Genomic DNA, 23,172 nt, shown 5'->3' with positions numbered 1-23,172 from the left:
TTTCTTATCTCAATCGCAATATCGTAATGACTCAACAACGTTTCATTCATCTTAAAGTTCATAGTGATTTCTCTATGATTAACGGTTTGGCTAAAGTAAAACCGTTAGTCAAAACGGCGGTTGCCAACAATATGGTGGCAATGGCATTAACCGATTTCAGCAACTTTTGCGGATTGGTGAAATTTTATGGCGAAGCATTAGGTTCCGGTTTAAAACCAATTATCGGTGCGGATATTTTCGTACGCCCCGAACCGGATAGTGAAGACTTCTTTGAATTAACTTTGTTGGCCAAAAACAACACCGGTTATCACAATATTACTCTTTTACTTTCAAAAGCTTATCAACAAGGCTATATTGAATTTCCGCTAATCGAAAAAGCGTGGCTTGCCGAGTTAAATGAAGGCATCATCGTGCTTTCCGGCGGGCGCAACGGCGATGTTGGGAAAGCATTACTCAAAGAAAATGAAGCGGAAGCAGACGAATTAGTCGGCTTTTATCAGCAATATTTCCCGAATCATTACTATCTCACGCTCTGCCGCACCGGTCGTGCGGACGAAGAACGCTATATTCAACAAGCGGTACCTTTTTCACAAAAACACCAATTACCATTAGTTGCGGTAAATGACGTGGTGTTCTTGAAGGAAGACGATTTTGATGCGCACGAAATTCGTGTAGCAATCCACGACAGCTACACCTTGGATGATCCAAAGCGTCCGAAAAAATATTCACCACAGCAATATTTCCGTAGCGAACAAGAAATGTGCGCCTTGTTTGCTGATTTACCGCAAGCGATTGAAAATACGGTACAAATTGCAATGCGATGCAATGTGACCGTACGTTTAGGCGAATATTTCTTACCGAATTTCCCAACCGGCGATCTTTCCACCGAAGATTTTTTAGTGAAAAAATCACGTGAGGGTTTGGAAGAACGCTTGAAATTTCTATTCCCGGATACGGAAGAACGCAAAAACAAGCGGTCTGTTTATGATGAACGTTTGCAAGTCGAGCTGGACGTAATTAACCAAATGGGCTTCCCCGGCTACTTCCTGATCGTAATGGAATTTATTCAGTGGTCGAAAGATAACGATATTCCGGTTGGTCCGGGGCGTGGTTCCGGCGCAGGTTCTTTGGTAGCGTATGCGTTAAAAATTACCGATTTAGACCCACTTGCATTCGATTTGCTCTTTGAGCGTTTCCTAAATCCGGAACGTGTTTCAATGCCCGACTTCGATGTCGATTTCTGTATGGATGGGCGAGATCGTGTAATTGAACACGTTGCCGATACTTATGGTCGCCAAGCAGTTTCTCAGATCATTACTTTTGGTACGATGGCGGCAAAGGCGGTAATCCGAGATGTAGGCCGTGTGCTGGGTCATCCGTATAATTTCGTCGATCGTATTTCTAAACTGATTCCGCCCGACCCAGGTATGACCTTGGCTAAAGCCTTTGATGCTGAGCCAAAACTGCCGGAACTTTACGAAGCCGATGAAGAAGTGAAAGACTTGATTGATATGGCACGCAAATTGGAAGGCGTAACCCGAAATGCCGGTAAACACGCCGGGGGGGTGGTAATCGCCCCAAGCGCCATTACCGATTTCTCACCACTTTATTGTGATTCGGAAGGACTACACCCTGTTACCCACTTCGATAAAAACGATGTGGAATATGCAGGCTTAGTAAAATTTGACTTCTTAGGCTTACGTACGCTCACCATCATTAAATGGGCGTTGGAGATGATTAATCAACGCTTAGTCCGAGAAGGCAAAGAGCCGGTTCGCATCGAAAGTATTCCGCTAGATGATAAGAAATCGTTTGATCTGTTACTCGCTTCTAAAACAACGGCTGTCTTCCAACTAGAGTCACGCGGGATGAAAGATCTGATTTCACGTCTGAAACCCGACTGTTTTGAAGATATTATCGCATTGGTGGCATTATTCCGTCCCGGCCCGCTTGAATCCGGCATGGTACAAAACTTTATCGATCGTAAACATGGTCATGAAGAAGTTTCTTACCCTGATGCACAATATCAGCACGAATCGCTTAAACCGATTTTGGAACCGACCTATGGTGTTATTGTTTACCAAGAGCAGGTAATGCAAATCGCACAGGTGCTTGCCGGCTATACCTTAGGTGGTGCGGACTTATTACGCCGTGCAATGGGTAAGAAAAAACCGGAGGAAATGGCAGCCCAGCGAGAAATCTTCGAAAAAGGGGCGATCAAACAAGGTATTGACGGTAATCTTGCGATGAAAATCTTTGACTTGGTGGAAAAATTCGCCGGCTATGGTTTTAACAAATCGCACTCTGCCGCTTATGCGTTGGTTTCTTACCAAACACTATGGCTGAAAGCACACTATCCTGCCGAATTTATGGCGGCAGTAATGACCTCGGAAATGGATAACACCGACAAAATCGTTGGCTTTTATGACGAATGTATCAATATGGGCTTAACCGTTGTTCCGCCTGATGTAAACAGCGGTAAACACCGTTTCTCGGTAAATGAAAAGGGCGAGATTGTATACGGCTTAGGCGCAATTAAAGGTGTCGGTGAAGGCCCGGTTGAAGCGATTTTAGAAGCACGTGAAAAAGACGGTATCTTTAAAGATTTATTTGATTTGACCGCTCGTGTCGATCTGAAAAAAATCAATCGCCGTACTTTTGAAGGCTTAATTATGTCGGGTGCTTTCGATAAATTAGGCCCACATCGTGCCGCACTGATGAAAAACTTAGAAGACGCACTGAGAGCCTCCGATCAGCACAGTAAAATGGAAGCTCTCGGACAAAGTGATATGTTCGGCGTGTTAACTGAAACTCCGGAAGAAGTGCAAAATGCCTACGCCAATACGCCAAAATGGTCGGAACAAACCATTTTAGAAGGCGAGCGCACTACGCTCGGTTTATATTTAAGCGGTCACCCTATCGGACGTTTCTTAAAAGAGTTATCACACTATGCGCCGGTACGCCTAAATGAACTACAGCCGACACGCCGTGGGCAAGTGGTCACCGTTGCCGGTATTATTATGGGTTCTCGTATTGCCGTAACCAAACGAGGTAGCCGTCTTGGGATTGCAACCATTGAAGATCGTTCCGGTAAATTAGATATGACACTATTCTCGGAAGCATTAGAAACTTACGGGCATATTTTAGGGAAAGATCGTATTGTCATCGCGACCGGTTCGGTACAGTTCGATGATTTTAGCGGCGGATTAAAAATGTCGGTGCGAGAAATCGCCACTTTAGACGAAGCTCGTAGCCGCTATGCGAAAAGCCTTGCTTTAGCAGTTAGCCAAGAACAGCTTACTCCGCAATTTGTAAAAGAATTACGAGAAATCATTGAGCCAAATAAGGAAGGGACATTACCGCTACATTTCTACTACCAAAGCCCCGAAGGCAGGGCCTTATTGCGAAGCGGAGTAGAATGGCGAATTACCCCGAAAGATGAAATGCTAGACCAGCTAAAAGCCCTACTCGGTGAAAACGCCGTAGAACTGGAGTTCGAGTAACAAGACAAGCGGTTGAATTTGCAGATTTTTTTGCAAATACTGATCTAGTAGCTAAAGCAAAATCTATTATATTTTATACTAAAAAGGGTATTGATTTTATATCATCAATACCCTTTGTTATATTACTATCTAAAATCTTCACTTAGCATTATCTCGGTATTATGTAGCAAATGTAGGGGCGGACCGATGTGTCCGCCCTGAATATACAACATTCCTTATTAACTTTTCTTGGGCGAACACATCGGTTCGCCCCTACATTTCATTTATCAATAATTTTGTACAACAGCTACATAATACCGCATTATATTCTTTATACTTATCAATATAATCCCAAATTTTAACCATCGTAAAACATATCAACATAATTAAAAATGACCGAAAAATATCCCTAAAAACAATACATAATATTAGAGCAACTATTCCTACAATAAGTTTTAGAACTTTCTTGTCGTCTTTACTAATAAATCACTTATTTTTTAGTTTAGTTCTAAGATAAATAACAATAAAGAAAACACTACCAAAACATATATCTAAAACAATTTTATCTATATTAAATTAAATATATGGATATACAAACTCTTTCAAGAAGATAAAGAAAGATGCAAAAAACATTTTCATATACTTACCTATAATATTGATTAATCTTATAACTTTAATCTTTCTTTCTAAAAATAAAATACAATAATATTACCATTAGAAAACATAAAATATCAAAGATGTATTCATTAATATAAGAAGATACATTCGGATAAATAATTTTAGATGAGAACAAAAAGAAAATAAAAGCAGCTATAAATTTCATATGCGCACCACCTCAATATAAGTACTTATAAAACAGATTCATTCTTTATCATAGAAAAATTATAATACATTCAAAATATAATAATGAACTTAAAGAAAAACTTTGCGATCTAATCGCAAAAAAATCAAAAATATATTTATGATTTTATAATTAAACATTTAAAATCAATAATGGGAAATAGGAAGAATATTAAATAATAAGTGAATTAATAAGAAGAATTGAATAAAAAATACTAGCGGTTTAGCCACTAGTATTTTCATAAAAAGGAAGAGATTAAAGCTGTACCGCTAATTTCGCATAGGCACGTTCAGCCTTAGCTAATGCTTTTTCGATATTCTCGTCACGAGCTAAGATAACCCCTAAACGGCGATGACCGTTTACTTCGCCTTTACCGAATAAACGAATATTGGTGCCGATTTCTTCCAGTACTTTATCAAGATTGCCGAAAGTCACGTTATTCGACTTACCTTCCACTACAATCGCTTTAGAAGCCGCCGGGCTAATTTGATAAATTTCCGGAATTGGCAAACCTAAAATAGCACGGGCGTGTAAAGCGAACTGTGAAAGCTCTTGAGAAGCCATAGTAACCATTCCCGTATCGTGCGGACGAGGCGAAACTTCGTTAAAGATAATTTCATCGCCACAAACAAACAATTCCACACCAAAAATACCACGTCCGCCTAATGCAGTTGTAATACGCTCTGCGGTCTCTTGCGCACGTTTTAACGCAAGCTCAGACATCGCTTGCGGCTGCCAAGATTCGCGATAATCACCATCTTCTTGGTGATGCCCGATTGGTGCTAAGAAAGACGTACCGTTTACATGGCGTATGGTTAGCTGAGTAATTTCATAATCGAATTTGATAAAGCCTTCCACAATCACACGCCCACCACCGGCACGTCCGCCTTCTTGCGAGTAATCCCATGCCTGTTGAATTTGATCCTCAGATTTAATCACTGATTGTCCGTGACCGGATGACGACATAATCGGTTTAACCACGCATGGAATACCAATCTCAGCAACCGCTTGTTTAAAATCTTCCAGATTATCTACAAAACGATAGGGCGATGTTTTTAAACCGAGTTCTTCTGCGGCTAAACGGCGAATACCTTCACGGTTCATTGTTAATTGCGTTGCTTTTGCAGTCGGTACAACGTTGTAACCTTCTTGCTCTAACTCAACGAGTGTTGCCGTTGCAATCGCTTCAACTTCCGGTACGATAAAATTCGGCTTCTCTTCTTCCACCAATGCACGTAATGCCACTCCATCTAACATGGAGATCGTATAAGCTCTATGCGCCACTTGTTGCGCCGGTGCATTTTCATAGCGATCCACCGCAACTACTTCTACTCCCAGACGTTGTAACTCAATTACAACTTCTTTACCCAATTCTCCCGAACCAAGCATCATTACTTTCGTTGCATTCGGTCTTAATGGCGTGCCAATTGTGGTCATTTTTGATCCTCTTTGATTTGAAGCAAACGTTTGCGTGAATTATATAATAAAAGCGGTAAGATTTTGTAAAAAATTTGCTAAATCTTACCGCTTGTTAAGTGCTAATTGAGTGATTATGCCGATTTATCGTCCGCTTTCTCAAGCTCTTCCGCTTTTTCCATCGCACCTTGAATAGTGAGCTGAATTTCAACCGAAATCAACGTTCTTAGCATTTCCTCCGCTTCCATGACTTTCGCAATGACCGCATTGCCTTGTTCATCAAAATAACCTTGTGCTTTTAAACTCGCGCTAAAGGTTGAGAAAATCGCTTTATCGAAAAACTCCGGCGCATTGATACCATGTAAAATAGAAAGACGTTGTGCGATAGAACGGCTTTCTTTTTCTAACGCATTACGGCTTATTTCCGGTTGCTCCAACAAGACACTTAAGCTGATGTAGTAACGTTGTAAAATTTCACGTACTCCTGCCGCATGAAGCTGTAATGCTCTCACACGAGAACGATTAATTTTTAACACGTCACTTTCGTATTTGATAATTTGCTGGCGAGCAAATTCGGTTAAAATCAATTCAATTTGGTGACGCATTTCACTTTCTTCAAAATGAAGGAATAGCTCGGCTTTTAAGAACGGATAAATATGACTTACCGTTTTCATAATCAGATCTTTGGATACCGACTCGTGGTGTAAGACGATGCTTGCAACCAGCGATGGTAACACAAACAGATGCTGAATGTTATTACGATAATAAGTCATCAACACCGCGGATTCTCGATCTAAGCGAATCATTTCACCAAAATTATCTTTCTCACTCACCACACCGGAACGAGGCAGCGTAAGCACGTGTTGTAACATTTCTTCCGCTGATTTTTTCGGGATAGTGATATCCGTCGAATAAGGTACGTTTTTAAATAATTGTAGGTAGCTATCTACTTGCTCAATTAATTGTTCACTTGCTAACGCTCGCTGACGAGAGGCTAACAATACCGAGCCGATCAGATTTTTCGCATTCACCGCAGCCGCATTATTGATATTAACCATAACCTGCTGAGCCACAGCATCAACCGCATCATTTAACCATTTCGGACGAGCATCTTCAGAAGGTGGTTCTTTCCATTCTGGGAAATGCTGATTCAAATAATTGTTTACTTGAATCGACTCACCGAAATTCACATAGCCCTGCCCTAAATTACGTAATTTTTTAATCACACGCAACACTAAGCCAGCATTTTCTTTTTCTTTCTCTGCGCCTCGTAGTTCTTTTGCATAAGTATCCACTTCAAGCACGTGTTCATAACCGATATAAACCGGCACAATGCTAATCGGGCGAGTCAAACCACGTTGTAGTGCTTGTAATGTCATCAACATCATACCGGTTTTCGGCTCAAGTAAACGTCCGGTACGAGAACGACCGCCTTCAATAAAATATTCTACCGAATAGCCACGATAAAATAGCTCTGCCAAATACTCACGGAAAATTGTTGAATATAAGCGGTTACCTTTGAAAGTACGGCGAATAAAGAATGCTCCGCCACGACGGAAAAACGGCCCTGCCGGCCAGAAGTTTAAATTTATACCTGCAGCTATATGCGGCGGCACCAAGCCTTGATGGTACAAAATGTATGACAGCAATAAATAGTCCATATGACTACGGTGACACGGAACATAAACAATCTCATGCCCTTCTAGAGAAAGCTTACGTACACGATCCGCATTCTGTACGCTAATACCTTGATATAATTTATTCCATAACCAACTTAACACGCGATCCGCCATACGTAGCGTCTCATGACTCACATCAGCCGCAATCTCATCTAAGATTTTTTCCGCTTCTTGTTGCGCTTTTTCTTTTGAAATCTTTTTCGATTTCGCTTCGTCTTCAATCGCCTGCACAATTGTCGGCAATTGGATCAGCTTATTAAGCATCGCTTGGCGATCAGGCAAACGAGGCCCCATTGCCGAATGGCGCTGCTTAGCAAAGTGCATTTTAGCTACACGAGCCAACTTTTGCGCCAAACCTTCTTCCGCATCGTGTTCTGTCACCATATAACGTAAAGATAATGCTTGGGAAAAACGCACGAAATTATCTCGCCCGAACCAAACCATTGCGATGATACGTTGAAAAGTACTCATAAAACGTAGAGACGGTGCTTTTTCTTTGCCCGGAGAACGTCCCCATAACACCGATACCGGCACGAGCTGCACATCTAAATTTTCATCAGCTCGATGCAAATCAAGATAACGATAGAAGAGAGATTCAGTCTCGCTTTTTGCTCCTTTCGATTTAAAAAAACGACGACCTTCATCTAAAAAGACATAACGAGGTAAGGACTGACTGTTAATCTCATTATCTTGTAAAGGATCAGGCAAATTAAGCACCTGACAATTCTTTTGTAGAATTAATAAATCCGTTTGGGACGTATAAGGTAATACGTAAATAATAGGTTGCAATAGATTTAATGAAAGTTCATTCACTGGATCAGTAGGAATAGAACGAGACTTAACTAACAATGAAAGCGGAATATTCAACACTTTCCGATAAAAATTTAAGAGGCTAGACATTTTAATATCCTTAATTGTTATGGTTTATGCCATCTATATACAAAATATAGTTTACCATAAATTTGTCAAAATTTTCTGAGTTTATCTAGTTACAAATAAAAAATTACTGTATATAATGACACAAATTTCTGTATATAAAGACAGTGAGGAAAAAATGTCACGTAAACACTTAACTGCTCGTCAGCAAGAAATCTTTGATTTTGTCAAACACCATATTGAAACCACTGGTATGCCGCCAACACGAGTGGAAATTGCAAGAGAAATCGGTTTCAAATCACCCAATGCGGCAGAAGAACATTTAAAAGCACTGGCACGTAAAGGTTATATTGAAATGCTTTCCGGTACTTCACGTGGTATTCGCATCTTAGTAAATAACGAAACCGAAGAAGCAGCCAATGATGACGGTTTACCTCTAATTGGAAAAGTAGCGGCCGGAACACCGATTATGGCAATTGAACACGTTGAGAGTCATTATCCGGTAAACGGTGCAATGTTTAATCCGAATGCGGATTACTTACTTAAAGTAAATGGCAACTCGATGGAAAAAATCGGTATCTTAGATGGTGATTTACTTGCCGTACATAAAACAAACTTTGCTCGCAACGGTCAAGTTGTTGTAGCACGTGTTGATGATGAAGTTACCGTAAAACGTTTAGAGAAAAAAGGTGATCTCATTTATCTCCACCCTGAAAATGATGAATTAGAACCGATTATTGTTGATCCTCGCATCGAATATATCGAAATTGAAGGGATTGCCGTTGGTGTGATTCGTAATAACGCGTGGATGTAAATCTCAATTATTAGGAGAATGAAGATAAATCATTCTCCTAAGTCATTATTATATTCTTATGCGACTTTCCTCCTTTTCACATTCTGAAGCTGAATTACTCGAAAAAGCGAACTGGCTTGCAGGTTTTACACTTGGTGAAATCGCACAGCAATTAAATATGAATGTTCCTCCCGATCTCCGCCGAGATAAAGGTTGGGTCGGGCAATTAATTGAAACGGCTTTAGGCGCAAAAGCCGGCAGCAAGCCGGAACAGGATTTTGCGCATTTAGGGATTGAACTCAAAACTATTCCTATTAATCATAAAGGTTTTCCTCTAGAAACAACCTTTGTCAGTTTAGCGCCGCTGACGCAAAATATCGGTATTACTTGGCAAACCTCACACGTTCGCCACAAATTACAAAAAGTATTATGGATTCCGGTGCAAGGAGAAAGACAAATTCCGGTTGCAGAGCGCCATATAGGACAGCCAATTTTATGGACACCTTCATTTGAACAAGAACAACAGTTGAAAAATGACTGGGAAGAATTAATGGAATACATTATTTTTGGACGTTTAAATGAGATTAATGCCACGCTTGGCGAAGTAATGCAATTACGTCCTAAAGGTCGGAATAGTCGATCACTAACGAGTGCAATTAATCAGCAAGGTGAACGAGTTCAATCTTTACCGTTAGGCTTTTATTTACGTAAACAATTTACCGCCGAAATTCTACAGAATTTTTTACGTTCGCCCCTTTAATTTTTACATGACTCTCGCTATGATTAGCGCCTTTTAAATTATAGGTGATAACCTATTAAATCTTTCTCTATTAAAAGGACATTTCATGTTTGATTGGATTGCAAATCCCGAAGCGTGGGGCGCACTCTTAACCCTTACTGGGCTTGAAATCGTATTAGGTATCGATAACATTATTATTATCAGTATTTTAGTTTCACGCCTCCCGATTCATCAACGCCAATCAGCTCGTATTATTGGTTTAGCATTAGCAATGGGAACCCGTATCCTGCTATTACTTTCCCTTGCTTGGATGATGAAATTAGTCGATCCGCTTTTCTCAATTGCGGGTATGCCGATTTCCGGTCGTGATTTAATTCTTTTACTCGGTGGTATTTTCCTTATTGTGAAAAGTACGATGGAATTGAAAGAATCAATTGCAGGCGAATCACACGAAGAAAAAGAAAATTCGAGTAAAAAAGCCAGCTTTTTGATGATTTTAGTTCAAATTGCTATTTTTGACGTTGTCTTCTCGCTTGACTCGGTAATCACCGCAGTAGCAATGGCAGATGATATTCCGGTGATGGTTATCGCAATCATTATTGCGGTAGCGATGATGATGCTTGCAGCAAAATCAATTGGTGATTTCGTAGATAATAACCCAACTATTAAAAACCTTGCATTAGCATTCTTAATTTTAATTGGTGTAGTATTAGTTGGCGAAGGCTTTAATATCCATATTCCAAAATCAGCAGTTTACACCGCAATGGGCTTCTCTGTTATTGTGGAATTACTCAATATTAAAATGCGTAAAAATCAAGAAAAACACGCTAAAGCATAAGAAATCAGCCCTTGATGAAAATCAGGGGCTTTTTTAATGTAAAATAGCGCATCCTTATTCTATTGCAAGCGGTCAATTTTCCCCCAAATTTTGCAATTATACTCGCGACAAATTATGTTACTGATTGATATAAAAGATAAAGAACTCAGCCAAGAAGAGGTTGAAATCCTTGAACACCCTCTCGTATCCGGCTTGATTTTATTTAGCCGTAATTTTCACGATAAAGTACAACTGGAGGCTTTAGTGAAATCTATTCGCCAACGAGTAAAAAAACCGTTATTGATTACCGTTGATCAGGAAGGCGGCCGAGTCCAGCGTTTCCGTGAAGGCTTTACTAAATTACCGGCAATGCAAGCGTTTCATACACTTGCAAAAAATCCGCAAGAATCAACCGCTTTAGCTCAGCAAACCGGTTGGTTAATGGCGGCTGAAATGTTCGCTTTAGATATTGATTTAAGTTTCGCTCCGGTCTTAGATTTGGGTCATCAGTGTAAAGCGATTGGCGATCGTTCATTCGGTGAAAATCCGGATATGATTCTGCCGATAGCCGAAGCGTTTATTGACGGCATGAGAGAAATGGGAATGGCGACGACCGGTAAACACTTTCCCGGTCACGGACACGTATTAGCCGATTCGCATCTGGAAACACCTTTTGATGATCGTCCGAAAGAATTGATTTTCAACCACGATATTTTGCCGTTTAAACAACTCATTTCAAAAGGCAAACTGTCTGCAATTATGCCAGCTCACGTGATTTATACACAATGTGACAGCCAACCGGCAAGCGGTTCGGAATATTGGCTAAAGCAAGTATTACGTAGTCAACTTAATTTTAACGGTGTGATTTTTTCCGATGATTTAGGCATGAAAGGTGCCGGTTTTATGGGTAATTTTGTCGAAAGATCGGAGAAAGCAATTCACGCAGGTTGTGATTTACTGCTACTCTGTAATGAGCCGGAAGGTGTTATTCAAGTGTTGGACGGTTTAAAATATCAACCGAGTAAAGCCCAAACCGAACGCCATATTTCCTTGATGAAACGTAAAACAGTAAGTTGGAACGAGCTTGAGGCAAGTCCTCGTTATCAGCAAGCACAGCAACGTTTAACCGCATTACAAAACGAATGGCTTGAATACAAAGCACAATACTGTTAATCAATCATTTATCTCTTTTAGGGTATAAATCATATTTTATACCCTAAAACAAACCACTAAAAATATCCCTATTCTTTTAACAAAATGATATTAAATTGCCCATATTTCCAACAGCAACATTGTACTTCATGTCAGTGGTTAGAAAAGCCATATTCTACGCAGCTTATGGATAAAGAAGCTGATCTTAAGCGGTTAATTTCGCCTTTTATTTTGCAAAAATTCACTGAAATCTTACCGCCTGTTCAATCTTCACAAAAACAGTTTCGTAATAAAGCGAAAATGGTGGTATCCGGCAGTGTCGAGCGTCCGATTTTAGGCATTTTAAAAGATCAAACCGATCCGCAAAGTGGTATTGATCTATGTGATTGCTCCCTCTATCCGGCTGAATTTGAAGCACTTTTCCCGATTCTTAAAGATTTTATTGCCCGAGCTGGACTTGTACCTTATAACATCTCAAAAAAGAAAGGCGAGCTAAAATATATCCTACTGACCCAAAGCCAATATAACCAATCCGTTATGTTACGTTTTGTGCTAAGAAGTGAACAAAAACGACCGCTTGTTGAACGTGAATTGCCAAATTTATTAGCTAAACTGCCGAAAGATTCTATCGTTAGCTTAAATATCCAGCCGCAACATGCTGCGATTTTAGAGGGTGAAACCGAAATCTTCCTCACAGAAAAAACCACGATTGAAGAAAATTTTAACGGCATTCCATTATTTATTCATCCGCAAGGCTTCTTCCAAACCAATCCGAATGTTGCAAGTCAGCTTTATGCTACAGCGCAAAACTGGATAAAGGATTTACCGATTCAGCAATTTTGGGATCTGTTCTGCGGTGTTGGGGGCTTTGGTTTACATTGTGCAAAAGCACTACAAGAGAAGAATGAGAATGTACTATTAACCGGTATTGAGATTTCAGCTTCTGCGATTGCCAGCGCAACGAAATCCGCCGAGCAACTACAACTTAAACATATAACATTCGCTTCACTTGACTCGGCACAATTTGCGCTAAACGGGAAAGGAGTAACACCAGATCTTGTGATTGTGAATCCGCCTCGCCGTGGTATTGGTAAACCGCTTGCGGAGTTTTTAAACCGGCTGGGTTCGCCTTATTTAATTTATTCAAGCTGTAATGCCCAAACGATGGTGAAAGATTTTGAAGCATTAAGCAATTATTCACTCCAAAAGGTGCAATTATTCGATATGTTTCCACATACTTCACATTATGAAGTGCTCACTTTTCTCATAAAAAAATAAGCTTTTTCTCCTACCTTAATATTGGTAGGAGTTTATATTCTTAGCAAAATTTAGGTATAATTGGATAACTTTAGTTTCATTTATCCGTATTCGATCAAAGAAGCGCTAGATTTTGTGAGCTAAATCACTTTTTTACAAGACAAAAGCGTAAAATATCTTTACTATATTATTATTCTTTTTTTCATTAACTCTCAATTAGAGGATATTAACAATGGCTAAAATCGTTAAAGTAATTGGTCGTGAAATCATCGACTCACGTGGTAACCCAACTGTTGAAGCAGAAGTTCACTTAGAAGGTGGCTTCGTAGGTTTAGCAGCTGCTCCATCTGGTGCATCAACAGGTTCACGTGAGGCATTAGAATTACGTGATGGCGATAAATCACGTTTCTTAGGTAAAGGTGTATTGAAAGCTGTTTCAGCAGTAAACAATGAAATTGCTAACGCATTAGTTGGTAAAGAAGGTACTGCACAAGCTGAAATCGACCAAATCATGATCAATTTAGACGGTACAGATAACAAATCTAAATTCGGTGCAAACGCAATCTTAGCAGTCTCTTTAGCAACAGCTAAAGCAGCAGCAGCGTCTAAAGGTTTACCATTATATGCTTACATCGCTGAATTAAACGGTACTCCAGGCGTATACTCAATGCCATTACCAATGATGAACATCATCAACGGTGGTGAACACGCTGACAACAACGTTGATATCCAAGAATTTATGATTCAACCAGTTGGCGCATCAACATTAAAAGAAGCTCTTCGTATCGGTGCCGAAGTATTCCACAACTTAGCGAAAGTATTAAAATCTAAAGGTTTAAATACAGCTGTTGGTGACGAAGGTGGTTTCGCTCCAAACTTAGCTTCAAACGCAGACGCTTTAGCATGTATCAAAGAAGCAGTTGAAAAAGCAGGTTATATTTTAGGTAAAGACGTAACTTTAGCGATGGACTGTGCTTCTTCTGAGTTCTACAACAAAGAAAACGGCTTGTACGAAATGAAAGGTGAAGGTAAATCATTCACTTCTCAAGAGTTCACACACTACTTAGAAGGTTTATGTAACGAATACCCAATCAAATCTATTGAAGATGGTCAAGATGAATCTGACTGGGAAGGTTTCGCATACCAAACTAAAGTTTTAGGTGGCAAAATCCAATTAGTCGGTGATGACTTATTCGTTACTAATACCAAAATCTTAAAAGAAGGTATCGAAAAAGGTGTCGCCAACTCAATCTTAATCAAATTCAACCAAATCGGTTCATTAACTGAAACTTTAGCCGCGATCAAAATGGCTAAAGATGCAGGTTACACAGCGGTTATTTCACACCGTTCTGGTGAAACTGAAGATGCAACCATCGCAGATTTAGCGGTAGGTACAGCAGCTGGTCAAATCAAAACAGGTTCAATGAGCCGTTCAGACCGTGTGGCAAAATACAATCAATTGATTCGTATTGAAGAAGCATTAGCAGCAGCTGGCACACCAGCACCTTTCAACGGTTTAAAAGAAGTTAAAGGTCAAGCATAATCTTATTTAGCAAAAAATGCCACAGAAATTTCTGTGGCATTTTTGTATTCTAAGTGAGCATAAAACCAAAATAGATAATTCAATTAAAAAGGAAAAGCCAATGTTATATTCTGTTTTAACTGACCAATTACTTATCGGGCAAGGTTATCGTAATGGGGCCCATTCAACAAAGTATGAACACCTTGTGGTAATGTTCGAAGATGATGGTGAGACAGGCTATTTTTATGCGATGAATTTGCATCAAACAGAAAATCCTGTAGTGGATAGTTTATTTGTTTATAGTAAATCAGATATTGAAGAAAAGACCTTAATGGAACCTCGTCGCTTAGAAATTTGTTGGTCTGAAAATGGCTATCAAGCTTTTTTACTAATCAATGGCTATCCACATGCTGCTTTCGATTTTAGCCAATTTGTCGGCTATAACCATACAAAATTCCCTCAACCGGAATTGGGCAGTATGTGGATACACAAAGAAACAAATAACGAGCTTGTTGAAAAATGGTTGACAGGACAAACCTGAAAAAACATACTTGACTCTATAGCATCAAAAGAGTAAATTTTATACATCAAGCAAGCATTTTTTATACTAAAATATCGTTTGATGTATTGTAATTTATTTCAGGTTATAGGAATTCATTATGAAAAAACTAATTCTTGCAACACTTGAAACTGTTACTTTACTTTCAGCAACAGCTAGCGCCTATGCGACTAACTTCTCTAATGCATGTACCCGTGAATATGATCCAACACCTTATATCACTAAAGAAGGCAAATTAATTTATGCACCGAACAGTGCATTGCTGCTCTTTGGAAAGAACAAGATAAATAAATTACAAGGACTAAAACCTCAATGTAGGTTGTAGTCCTATTTATTATTGATACGTGCAATATTTCTCAGCATTTACGCCAAATAAACATTGCTTTAACTTACTTTAAATTACAGTTTTTAAATCTGGACTGACCTTAAATACAGAATAAAAAAATACACTTGACGTTATATTTTGTTCTGTGTACAGTTCAACCCATCAAATACGCGACTGACAATCATTATCAGACTTGTATTTGATCTTTGCATATCAAAACTTATTAGGAGTTCATTATGAAAAAATTAGTTCTTGCAACACTTGCAACTGTTACTTTACTTTCAGCAACGGCCAGCACTTATGCGGCTAACTTCCCAGGTGCTTGTACTCGTGAATACGATCCAACACCTTACATTACTAAAGAAGGTAAATTGGTATACGCTGCAAACCAATGCATCGCAAAATTATGGGCTGAACAAGGCAAATAATTTGAATTGATAAGCTGCACTTAATTTCACTTTGAGCTCACGTGATTTTAAGTGCAGTTTTTATTTGCGGTTATCACAATGTTCTTGAATCAAACTTAAAAATGCACCGCCAAAACGTTCTAATTTACGTTCTCCGACGCCATTAATATCCAACATTTCCATTTCACTAAGTGGTAAAAATTCCGCCATTTCTTGCAAAGTCGCATCATTGAATACCACATAAGGAGGGATATTTTCTTTATCGGCAATTTGTTTACGTAGAAAACGTAGACGAGCAAATAAATCTTTATCATAACGAACAGAAGTTTGTTTCAGTACATAAGCCGTTGCTGAGAACGTTAAGCGAGGCATTGCTAATTCAAGTTTTTTCTCCGAACGCAACACCGGGCGAGCCTCTTCTGTGAGCTGTAATGCCGAATGATTAACAATATTTTGGCGAATTAGACCGAGGTGAATCAGTTGACGAATAATACTTAGCCAATAATCTTGGCTTTGATCTTTGCCGATGCCGTACACTGAAAGCTGATCATGATTAAACTGACGAATTTTCTGATTATTCAAACCACGTAATACGCCAATCACATGATGCGCACCAAAAGTTTGACCGGTACGATAAATCACCGACATTACTTTTTGCGCATCCAATGTCCCATCATATTTACGAGGTGGATCCAAACAGATATCGCAGTTTTTACAAGGCTCTTGGCGTGATTCACCAAAATAGTTCAACAGAACTAAACGGCGACAGGTTTGTGATTCGGCAAAGGCGCCGATCGCTTGTAATTTATGTTGTTTTATATCGCGCAGCTCACTTTCCGGTTCTTCTAATAACACTTTTTGCAGCCACGCATAATCGGCAGGATCATAAAATAATACCGCTTCAGAGGGTAAATCATCACGTCCTGCACGCCCGGTTTCTTGATAGTAAGATTCGATACTGCGCGGCAAATCAAAATGCACGACAAAACGCACATTCGATTTATTAATCCCCATCCCAAAAGCAATGGTAGCAACCACAACTTGAATATTATCTCGCTGAAACGCATTTTGAACCGTTTCACGTCGCTGAACTGACATGCCTGCATGATAACCCATCACCGAAATTTTACGTGCCGCAAGCTTCTCGGTAATTTCTTCAACTTTTTTACGGCTATTACAATAAACTATACCGCTCTTGCCCTGTTGCTTACTGATAAACTTTGCCAACTGCTCAATTGGCTTAAATTTCTCTTGTACCGTATAGCGAATATTCGGGCGATCAAAACTGCCTAAATAAGTATGCGGTGCTTTTAAGCGTAAGTGTTGCAGAATATCGTGACGAGTTGTTGGATCTGCGGTTGCCGTCAATGCCATAAGTGGCACATTCGGAAATGTATTACGCAAATTACCCAATAAGGTGTATTCCGGACGAAAATCATGCCCCCACTGCGAAACACAATGCGCTTCATCAACTGCAATCAGGCTAATTTTACATAATGAAATAAAATGGAAGAACCCTTGGGTCATCACTTTTTCCGGTGAGAGATAAAGTAATTTTAGATGACCAGAAAGTGCTTTCTGCTCAACTTCTTGTTGTTCTTCAAACGTTTGAGTGGAATTTAAGAAACCAGCTTCAATACCATTAGTAAGTAGCTGATCAACCTGATCTTTCATCAAGGAAATCAGTGGAGAAATCACCAGCGTAATGCCGTCTAAGCAAAGTGCAGGTACTTGATAACAAAGCGACTTACCGCCGCCGGTGGTCATAATCACAAGGCAATCTCTTCCCGCTAAAACCGAATCAATTACCTCTTGTTGTCCGTGACGAAAAGATTGATAACCGAAGACATTATTTAACACATCTTTGGCAGCAGTTTGAGATAATTGCATTGTGATTCCAATAAGATAAGCTAAAAGGAAATAGACAAGTAACCAAATTTGCAAAATTTTTTACAAAAACGGCCGCTTATTAATTAAAAGCTGATTTGTTCACCATGACGAGCAAAAGCCTCTTCAAGATACGTCCAGAAAGAGTGCCCTTCTGCAGTAACCCATTCACCGTTACGATAAGCAAAATGGAAGCCGCCTAATTTACTAGCAAGCCATAACTCTAGCATTGCCTCTTGTTTGTTGATAACAATTTGTGATTCATCATCAAAAGTTAATGTACACACCGCACCTTGAATTTCAGTATCGACACTTAAACCTTCATCATCAATTTTTTCTTCGATTTGTTGCCATACTTGTTCAATCTTTTGGTGAAATTCTGCTACGTTCATTTTTTTCCTCATTTAAAATCTATATACTTACTACATATTTTTTACAAAATTACGTTTATATTTCATATGGTTTTGAATATTCTTTTCCGAATCTTCTTTATCCAAACTTGTAGTTTCCAAGGATAATAAAAGTTACTGGAATTTTTAAAGTAAATATAAATTTCTACAATAACCTTACCCAATCTTCGATAGTTCAGTCATTGACCAGCGAGGTTTAACACTCACGCTCAAATCGGTGGTTTCACCGTTCTTTAAGCGTAAAAAGCCGGTATAAGCAATCATTGCACCGTTATCGGTACAGAATTGTGGGCGAGGATAATATACTTCGCCTTTTAAGTTTTTCATCATGTCGGCTAAATCGGCGCGTAATTGTTTATTGGCACTTACACCACCCGCTATAACGAGACGTTTATAGCCGGTTTGCTGTAAGGCTCGCTTACATTTGATGAGAATAGTATCCACCACTGCTTGTTGGAAAGCATGGGCGATGTCGCAACGAATTTGTTGATCCAACTGACCACTCTCATCTAAATAGGCATTAATCGTATTAGCCGCAAAGGTTTTTAGGCCGGAAAAACTAAAATCAAGCCCCGGTCTGTCTGTCATTGGACGAGGAAATACGAAACGATTCGGTGTACCTTTCTCAGCTAATTGCGATACCGCCACACCTGCCGGATAATCTAATCCAAGTAATTTGCCGGTTTTATCGAAGGCCTCACCTGCTGCATCATCAATTGACTCACCTAAAATATCATACTGCCCTACGCCATCTACTTTGACTAGTTGCGTATGTCCGCCTGAAATCAGTAACGCTACAAATGGGAATTCCGGCGGATTATCTTCTAACATTGGTGCCATCAAATGACCTTCCATATGATGAACACCAAGTGCCGGTACATTCCACGCATAGGCGAGCGAACGGGCAATAGTAGAGCCAACTAGCAATGCGCCAACTAACCCCGGACCCGCCGTATAGGTGACACCGTCAATATCATCTGCGGTTAAATTCGCTTCTTTCAATGCTTCTTGGATGAGCGGTAACGTTTTACGGATATGATCTCGAGAAGCTAGTTCCGGCACAACACCACCGTAATCTGCGTGCATTTCGATTTGGCTATAAAGTTGGTTGGCAACCAAACCTTTATGTTCATCATAAATTGCCACTCCTGTTTCGTCACAGGAAGTTTCAATACCTAAAATTCGCATATTTTCTTCTTTTTTATGAAATGGGAAAGGGGCATTATTCAAAAATAACGCCCCTAGAATTGCAAAACTTTTATAAAAATCAACCGCTTGATTAGAACTGTTCGCTATATGCAGGCTTAATGATTTCCGGGAAGCTTTTATCCTTATTCGCTTCAATTAATGCAGCAACTTTCTCTGCCGAATCTTTGATTCCGATTTGCTCATAAGCCTTTTGCATATAAGCTAAAGCTTCGTATGTTGGTTTACTTTCCGGATAGAAACGCATCATTTCTTCTACACGATTTACCACCGCAACATAAGCTTCACGATCATCATAGAATTTAACAATCGCTAACTCGTGTTCTGCCATACGATTGATTAAATAACCCATCCAATTTTTTGCATCTTGCGCATATTTGCTTTGCGGATAATGCTGTACAATCGTTTGGAAGCTACCATACGCATTACGTACACTATCTAATGCACGAGACGCACGATTTACACCAAAGAAATCTTGAATAAAGTTATCACCTAAACGTGCATTACTTAAACCGGCTAAATAGTAAACATAATCCATGCTCCCACTGTTTGGATAAGCTCGCACAAAACGCTCTGCCGCATCCAATGCTTTATAATACTCACCGACTTTATAATTTGCATAAATTAAACTTAATTGAGTTTGCTCACCGAATGCAGTTTGTTGACCACCTTTGGTACCAACCGCGTCTAAATAACGAATTGCTGAGTTATAATCGCCATCTTGTAAATAGGTCTGCCCTTTAGTGTAGAGATCTTGTGCGGATGATTCTTCTAATTCTTTATTCGCACTGTTAGAACAACCTATTACTAAAAGCCCCGCTAACATCAGCGAAGCAAGAGATGTGAATTTACGCATAATGATTTTACCTATAAAAAAGTGTCTATGACCAAAAGTTGATGTACAATGGTCAAATTTGACCAATGGCACTTTGCTAAGTTCATACCAATTGCCCTATTTTATAGAACCTATTCAAATAAGCAACAGACAAATTTTGGAATTTATCTTTAATGACTCAACAAATGACATTAACTGCCGAGGTTTCGGCGGATTTACTCGGCGCTCGTTTAGACCAAGCGCTGGCGCAACTTTTCCCTGATTATTCTCGTTCACGTTTAAAGGTGTGGATTGAAAGTGATTTAGTGAAAGTAAACGGCAATATTGTAAACAAAGCGCGCGAAAAAGTATTCGGTGGCGAACTTATCGAGGTTCAAGCGGAAATCGAAGAAGAAGTACGTTTTGAACCACAAGATATTCCGTTAAATATCGTCTATGAAGACGATGATATTCTTGTGATTAATAAACCGAAAGATTTAGTTGTCCACCCGGGCGCCGGTAATCCGGATGGCACAGTGTTGAATGCTCTATTACATTACTATCCACCGATTGCGGAAGTGCCTCGTGCAGGTATTGTGCATCGTTTGGATAAAGATACAACCGGTTTAATGGTGGTAGCCAAAAATATTCCGGCACAAACCCACTTAGTTACAGCTCTACAAAAACGCCGTATTACACGTGAATATGAAGCGGTAGCAAGCGGTGTAATGACACAAGGCGGTAAAGTGGATGAGCCTATGGCACGCCACCCGACCAAACGTACCGCAATGGCAGTACATCCAATGGGTAAACCGGCAGTAACCCATTATCGTATTATGGAACGCTTCCGTAACTATACTCGTCTGCGTTTACGCTTGGAAACCGGTCGTACTCACCAAATCCGTGTACATATGGCACATATTGCGCATCCATTATTAGGTGATCAACTTTATGGTGGACGTCCTCGTCCGCCGAAAGGAGCAAGCGAAGCGTTTTTAGCGGTATTACGAGGCTTCCAGCGTCAAGCATTACACGCAACCATGCTACGTTTAGAACACCCGATTACCGGTGAGCTGATGGAATGGCACGCACCGCTACCGGACGATTTCGTTGAGTTAATTGAGGCGTTAAAAGCGGATTATCAGTTATATAAAGACGATTTAGATTACTAATTAAGTAACTAAAAAACAAAGGCGCTCTTACATTGTATGAGCGCCTTTTCTTATCCAAAAATTAAGCTAATCATAAAAATGAGGATAACAGGAAACTCAAACATCCCTACCTGCTTCACATTCCAACCGAAACTCGGCACGACAATTGCACGCGCTAACGCAATCAAATACACCGCAAATAGCCACAGATATCCAAACATTAAATAAATAATCGAAAACAGTAGATGAAAACCGATACTCAGTTCCATATACAGCGGATTTTTACGTTCTCGCACCATACTTTTTACATATAAGGTTGCCCCGATAAAAAATACGGTGGGATGAATTAAAATCTCCCAATTAAACTGCTGTTCTACAAGATAGAAACTTGCCATACCTATCACGCCGAAAGTTAAATAACCGGCGATATCATTCAACAAATGGCGTTCATCTCGTTGTTTTGCATAATAAATTTGAATCGCTGCAAGCGGTAAGATTAACGCTAAAAATTGCAAAATTTGAGGAATCGCAAGCAAAACCGGTATTGCACAGAGTAAGCTAATCAGAACATAAATGAGCGCCCACTTTTTGTTACGAGTTGTCGGCTTTTTGCTAAATAATGAAAGAAAAGGGTAAGAAAATAAATAAAGAAACAGCCACGCTAAGCCTAAAAAGAGATGATTAAGCGTTGGGGTCGAGGCAAACATTCCGTATAAAAAAGGAATAAATGCCATAGCTAATGCACCGTGCTGGTTTGAAATAACCGGCTTATCATTAAACATAAATTTTCCTTATGCAAATAAAAAAGGCGACTTACTTAAGCCGCCTTTTGATTTTAAGAAAAATTAGAATAATTTTCTAGCTGCATCGAACAATTCATCTTTGAACGGACGACGCATATTGTTAATTGCATCAATGATATCGTGGTGTACCAATTTCTCATTTTGGATACCAACACAACGACCGCCATAACCTTGCAACAATAAATCTACTGCATATACACCCATACGTGACGCTAAGATACGGTCAAACGGACAAGGCGCACCACCACGTTGAATGTGACCTAATACCGTTGCACGCGTTTCATGACCGAAACGAGCTTCAATTTCTTTCGCTAATTGATGTACATCCGTCATTAACTCGGTAATCGCAATAATTGCATGGCGCTTACCTTTTTTAAAGCCTTCATCAATATTACGCATTAATGACTCTTTATCTAAACCTTTTTCCGGCACGACAATATATTCACAACCGCTTGCAAGCGCTGCACTAATGGTCAAATCACCACAGTGGCGTCCCATGATTTCAACGATTGAAATACGTTGGTGCGAAGTAGAAGTATCACGTAAACGGTCAATAGCTTCCACAGCCGTTTCTAATGCTGTTTGGTAACCGATTGTATAGTCTGTACCTACGATATCGTTATCGATCGTGCCCGGTAAACCGATGCAAGGATAGCCAAATTCTTCAGTTAATAGTTTCGCGCCCATGTAAGAGCCATCACCACCGATAACAACTAATGCATCAATTTCATATTTTTTCAGTGTTTCCACCGCTTGCTTACGGACTTCAGGATCTTTAAATTGCGGGAAGCGAGCAGAACCTAAGAATGTACCGCCTCGGTTAATTGTCTCTGATACAGAACGACGATCTAATTGGATGACTTTATCATTATATAAACCATAATAACCGTCTTGGATACCGTATACCTCTAAATCTTCATTCAGTGCTGCACGAACGACACCACGAATCGCGGCATTCATACCCGGCGCATCACCACCACTCGTTAATACGGCAATTTTTTTGATTTGTTTAGCCATTTTAGACACCTTTTGCTAT

General features: G+C 39.7%; 19 protein-coding genes. 11 read left to right on the top strand and 8 right to left on the bottom strand.

The features are described from left to right. Positions 1–26: 26 nt before the first annotated feature. The gene (dnaE, locus tag C228_RS0111045; protein WP_018652680.1) at positions 27–3,503 is read left to right on the top strand and encodes a DNA polymerase III subunit alpha; all 3,477 of its coding nucleotides are present in this window, start codon (positions 27–29) and stop codon (positions 3,501–3,503) included. A gap of 1,075 nt (positions 3,504–4,578) precedes the next feature. Here dnaE and purT read toward each other — a convergent pair. Both purT and plsB read right to left on the bottom strand, forming a co-directional pair. Next, positions 4,579–5,760, bottom strand: a complete 1,182-nt coding sequence (purT, locus tag C228_RS0111040) for a formate-dependent phosphoribosylglycinamide formyltransferase (protein WP_018652679.1) — start codon at positions 5,758–5,760, stop codon at positions 4,579–4,581. Between the two features lie 113 nt (positions 5,761–5,873). Further along, positions 5,874–8,318, bottom strand: a complete 2,445-nt coding sequence (gene plsB / locus C228_RS0111035; RefSeq protein WP_018652678.1) for a glycerol-3-phosphate 1-O-acyltransferase PlsB — start codon at positions 8,316–8,318, stop codon at positions 5,874–5,876. Between the two features lie 154 nt (positions 8,319–8,472). Between plsB and lexA the strand changes: the two genes are divergently transcribed. From lexA to C228_RS0110990, 9 genes are all read left to right on the top strand, one after another. Next, positions 8,473–9,108, top strand: coding sequence for a transcriptional repressor LexA (lexA, locus tag C228_RS0111030; RefSeq protein WP_014991892.1), 636 nt, complete (start codon positions 8,473–8,475; stop codon positions 9,106–9,108). A gap of 58 nt (positions 9,109–9,166) precedes the next feature. Further along, positions 9,167–9,847, top strand: coding sequence for a DNA mismatch repair endonuclease MutH (gene mutH / locus C228_RS0111025; protein WP_018652677.1), 681 nt, complete (start codon positions 9,167–9,169; stop codon positions 9,845–9,847). A gap of 85 nt (positions 9,848–9,932) precedes the next feature. Beyond that, positions 9,933–10,664, top strand: a complete 732-nt coding sequence (locus C228_RS0111020; RefSeq protein ID WP_018652676.1) for a TerC family protein — start codon at positions 9,933–9,935, stop codon at positions 10,662–10,664. Between the two features lie 114 nt (positions 10,665–10,778). Continuing rightward, on the top strand, positions 10,779–11,816 hold the full coding sequence (gene nagZ, locus C228_RS0111015) for a beta-N-acetylhexosaminidase (protein WP_018652675.1): 1,038 nt from the start codon (positions 10,779–10,781) through the stop codon (positions 11,814–11,816). Between the two features lie 84 nt (positions 11,817–11,900). Then, complete coding sequence (gene rlmC, locus C228_RS0111010) at positions 11,901–13,073, top strand: 23S rRNA (uracil(747)-C(5))-methyltransferase RlmC (RefSeq protein ID WP_026313286.1); 1,173 nt, start codon at positions 11,901–11,903, stop codon at positions 13,071–13,073. Between the two features lie 211 nt (positions 13,074–13,284). After that, positions 13,285–14,595, top strand: coding sequence for a phosphopyruvate hydratase (gene eno, locus C228_RS0111005; protein WP_018652673.1), 1,311 nt, complete (start codon positions 13,285–13,287; stop codon positions 14,593–14,595). A gap of 100 nt (positions 14,596–14,695) precedes the next feature. Further along, positions 14,696–15,115 (top strand): DUF2251 domain-containing protein, encoded by a 420-nt coding sequence (locus C228_RS0111000; RefSeq protein WP_018652672.1) that lies wholly within the window; start codon positions 14,696–14,698, stop codon positions 15,113–15,115. Positions 15,116–15,233: 118 nt separating this feature from the next. After that, a complete protein-coding gene (locus C228_RS13660; RefSeq protein ID WP_245552769.1) occupies positions 15,234–15,458 on the top strand; it encodes a hypothetical protein in 225 nt (74 codons plus the stop codon). 236 nt (positions 15,459–15,694) lie between these two features. Further along, complete coding sequence (locus C228_RS0110990; RefSeq protein ID WP_018652671.1) at positions 15,695–15,886, top strand: hypothetical protein; 192 nt, start codon at positions 15,695–15,697, stop codon at positions 15,884–15,886. A gap of 60 nt (positions 15,887–15,946) precedes the next feature. Here the strand turns inward: C228_RS0110990 and recQ are convergent, their stop codons facing one another. The 4 genes from recQ to C228_RS0110970 form a co-directional block, all read right to left on the bottom strand. After that, complete coding sequence (gene recQ / locus C228_RS0110985; protein ID WP_018652670.1) at positions 15,947–17,755, bottom strand: ATP-dependent DNA helicase RecQ; 1,809 nt, start codon at positions 17,753–17,755, stop codon at positions 15,947–15,949. 83 nt (positions 17,756–17,838) lie between these two features. Then, positions 17,839–18,144 (bottom strand): iron donor protein CyaY, encoded by a 306-nt coding sequence (gene cyaY / locus C228_RS0110980; RefSeq protein WP_018652669.1) that lies wholly within the window; start codon positions 18,142–18,144, stop codon positions 17,839–17,841. 174 nt (positions 18,145–18,318) lie between these two features. Next, on the bottom strand, positions 18,319–19,350 hold the full coding sequence (gene tsaD, locus C228_RS0110975; protein ID WP_018652668.1) for a tRNA (adenosine(37)-N6)-threonylcarbamoyltransferase complex transferase subunit TsaD: 1,032 nt from the start codon (positions 19,348–19,350) through the stop codon (positions 18,319–18,321). Positions 19,351–19,441: 91 nt separating this feature from the next. After that, entirely contained in the window at positions 19,442–20,224 is a 783-nt protein-coding gene (locus C228_RS0110970) for an outer membrane protein assembly factor BamD (protein ID WP_018652667.1), read from the bottom strand. Between the two features lie 152 nt (positions 20,225–20,376). Between C228_RS0110970 and rluD the strand changes: the two genes are divergently transcribed. After that, entirely contained in the window at positions 20,377–21,354 is a 978-nt protein-coding gene (gene rluD / locus C228_RS0110965; protein WP_018652666.1) for a 23S rRNA pseudouridine(1911/1915/1917) synthase RluD, read from the top strand. A 50-nt stretch (positions 21,355–21,404) separates the two neighbouring features. On the opposite strand, the gene C228_RS0110960 is transcribed toward rluD, so the two are convergent. Both C228_RS0110960 and pfkA read right to left on the bottom strand, forming a co-directional pair. Further along, positions 21,405–22,115 carry a YwiC-like family protein gene (locus tag C228_RS0110960; RefSeq protein WP_018652665.1) on the bottom strand — a complete coding sequence of 237 codons (711 nt, stop codon included), beginning with the start codon at positions 22,113–22,115 and terminating at the stop codon, positions 21,405–21,407. Positions 22,116–22,178: 63 nt separating this feature from the next. Beyond that, complete coding sequence (gene pfkA / locus C228_RS0110955) at positions 22,179–23,153, bottom strand: 6-phosphofructokinase (RefSeq protein ID WP_018652664.1); 975 nt, start codon at positions 23,151–23,153, stop codon at positions 22,179–22,181. Positions 23,154–23,172: the final 19 nt, after the last annotated feature.

Origin of the sequence: Actinobacillus capsulatus DSM 19761 (assembly GCF_000374285.1) — a bacterium.
Lineage (GTDB): Bacteria > Pseudomonadota > Gammaproteobacteria > Enterobacterales > Pasteurellaceae > Actinobacillus > Actinobacillus capsulatus.
Note: the sequence above shows the minus strand (reverse complement) of the source record. Positions and strands in the feature narration are given on the sequence as shown.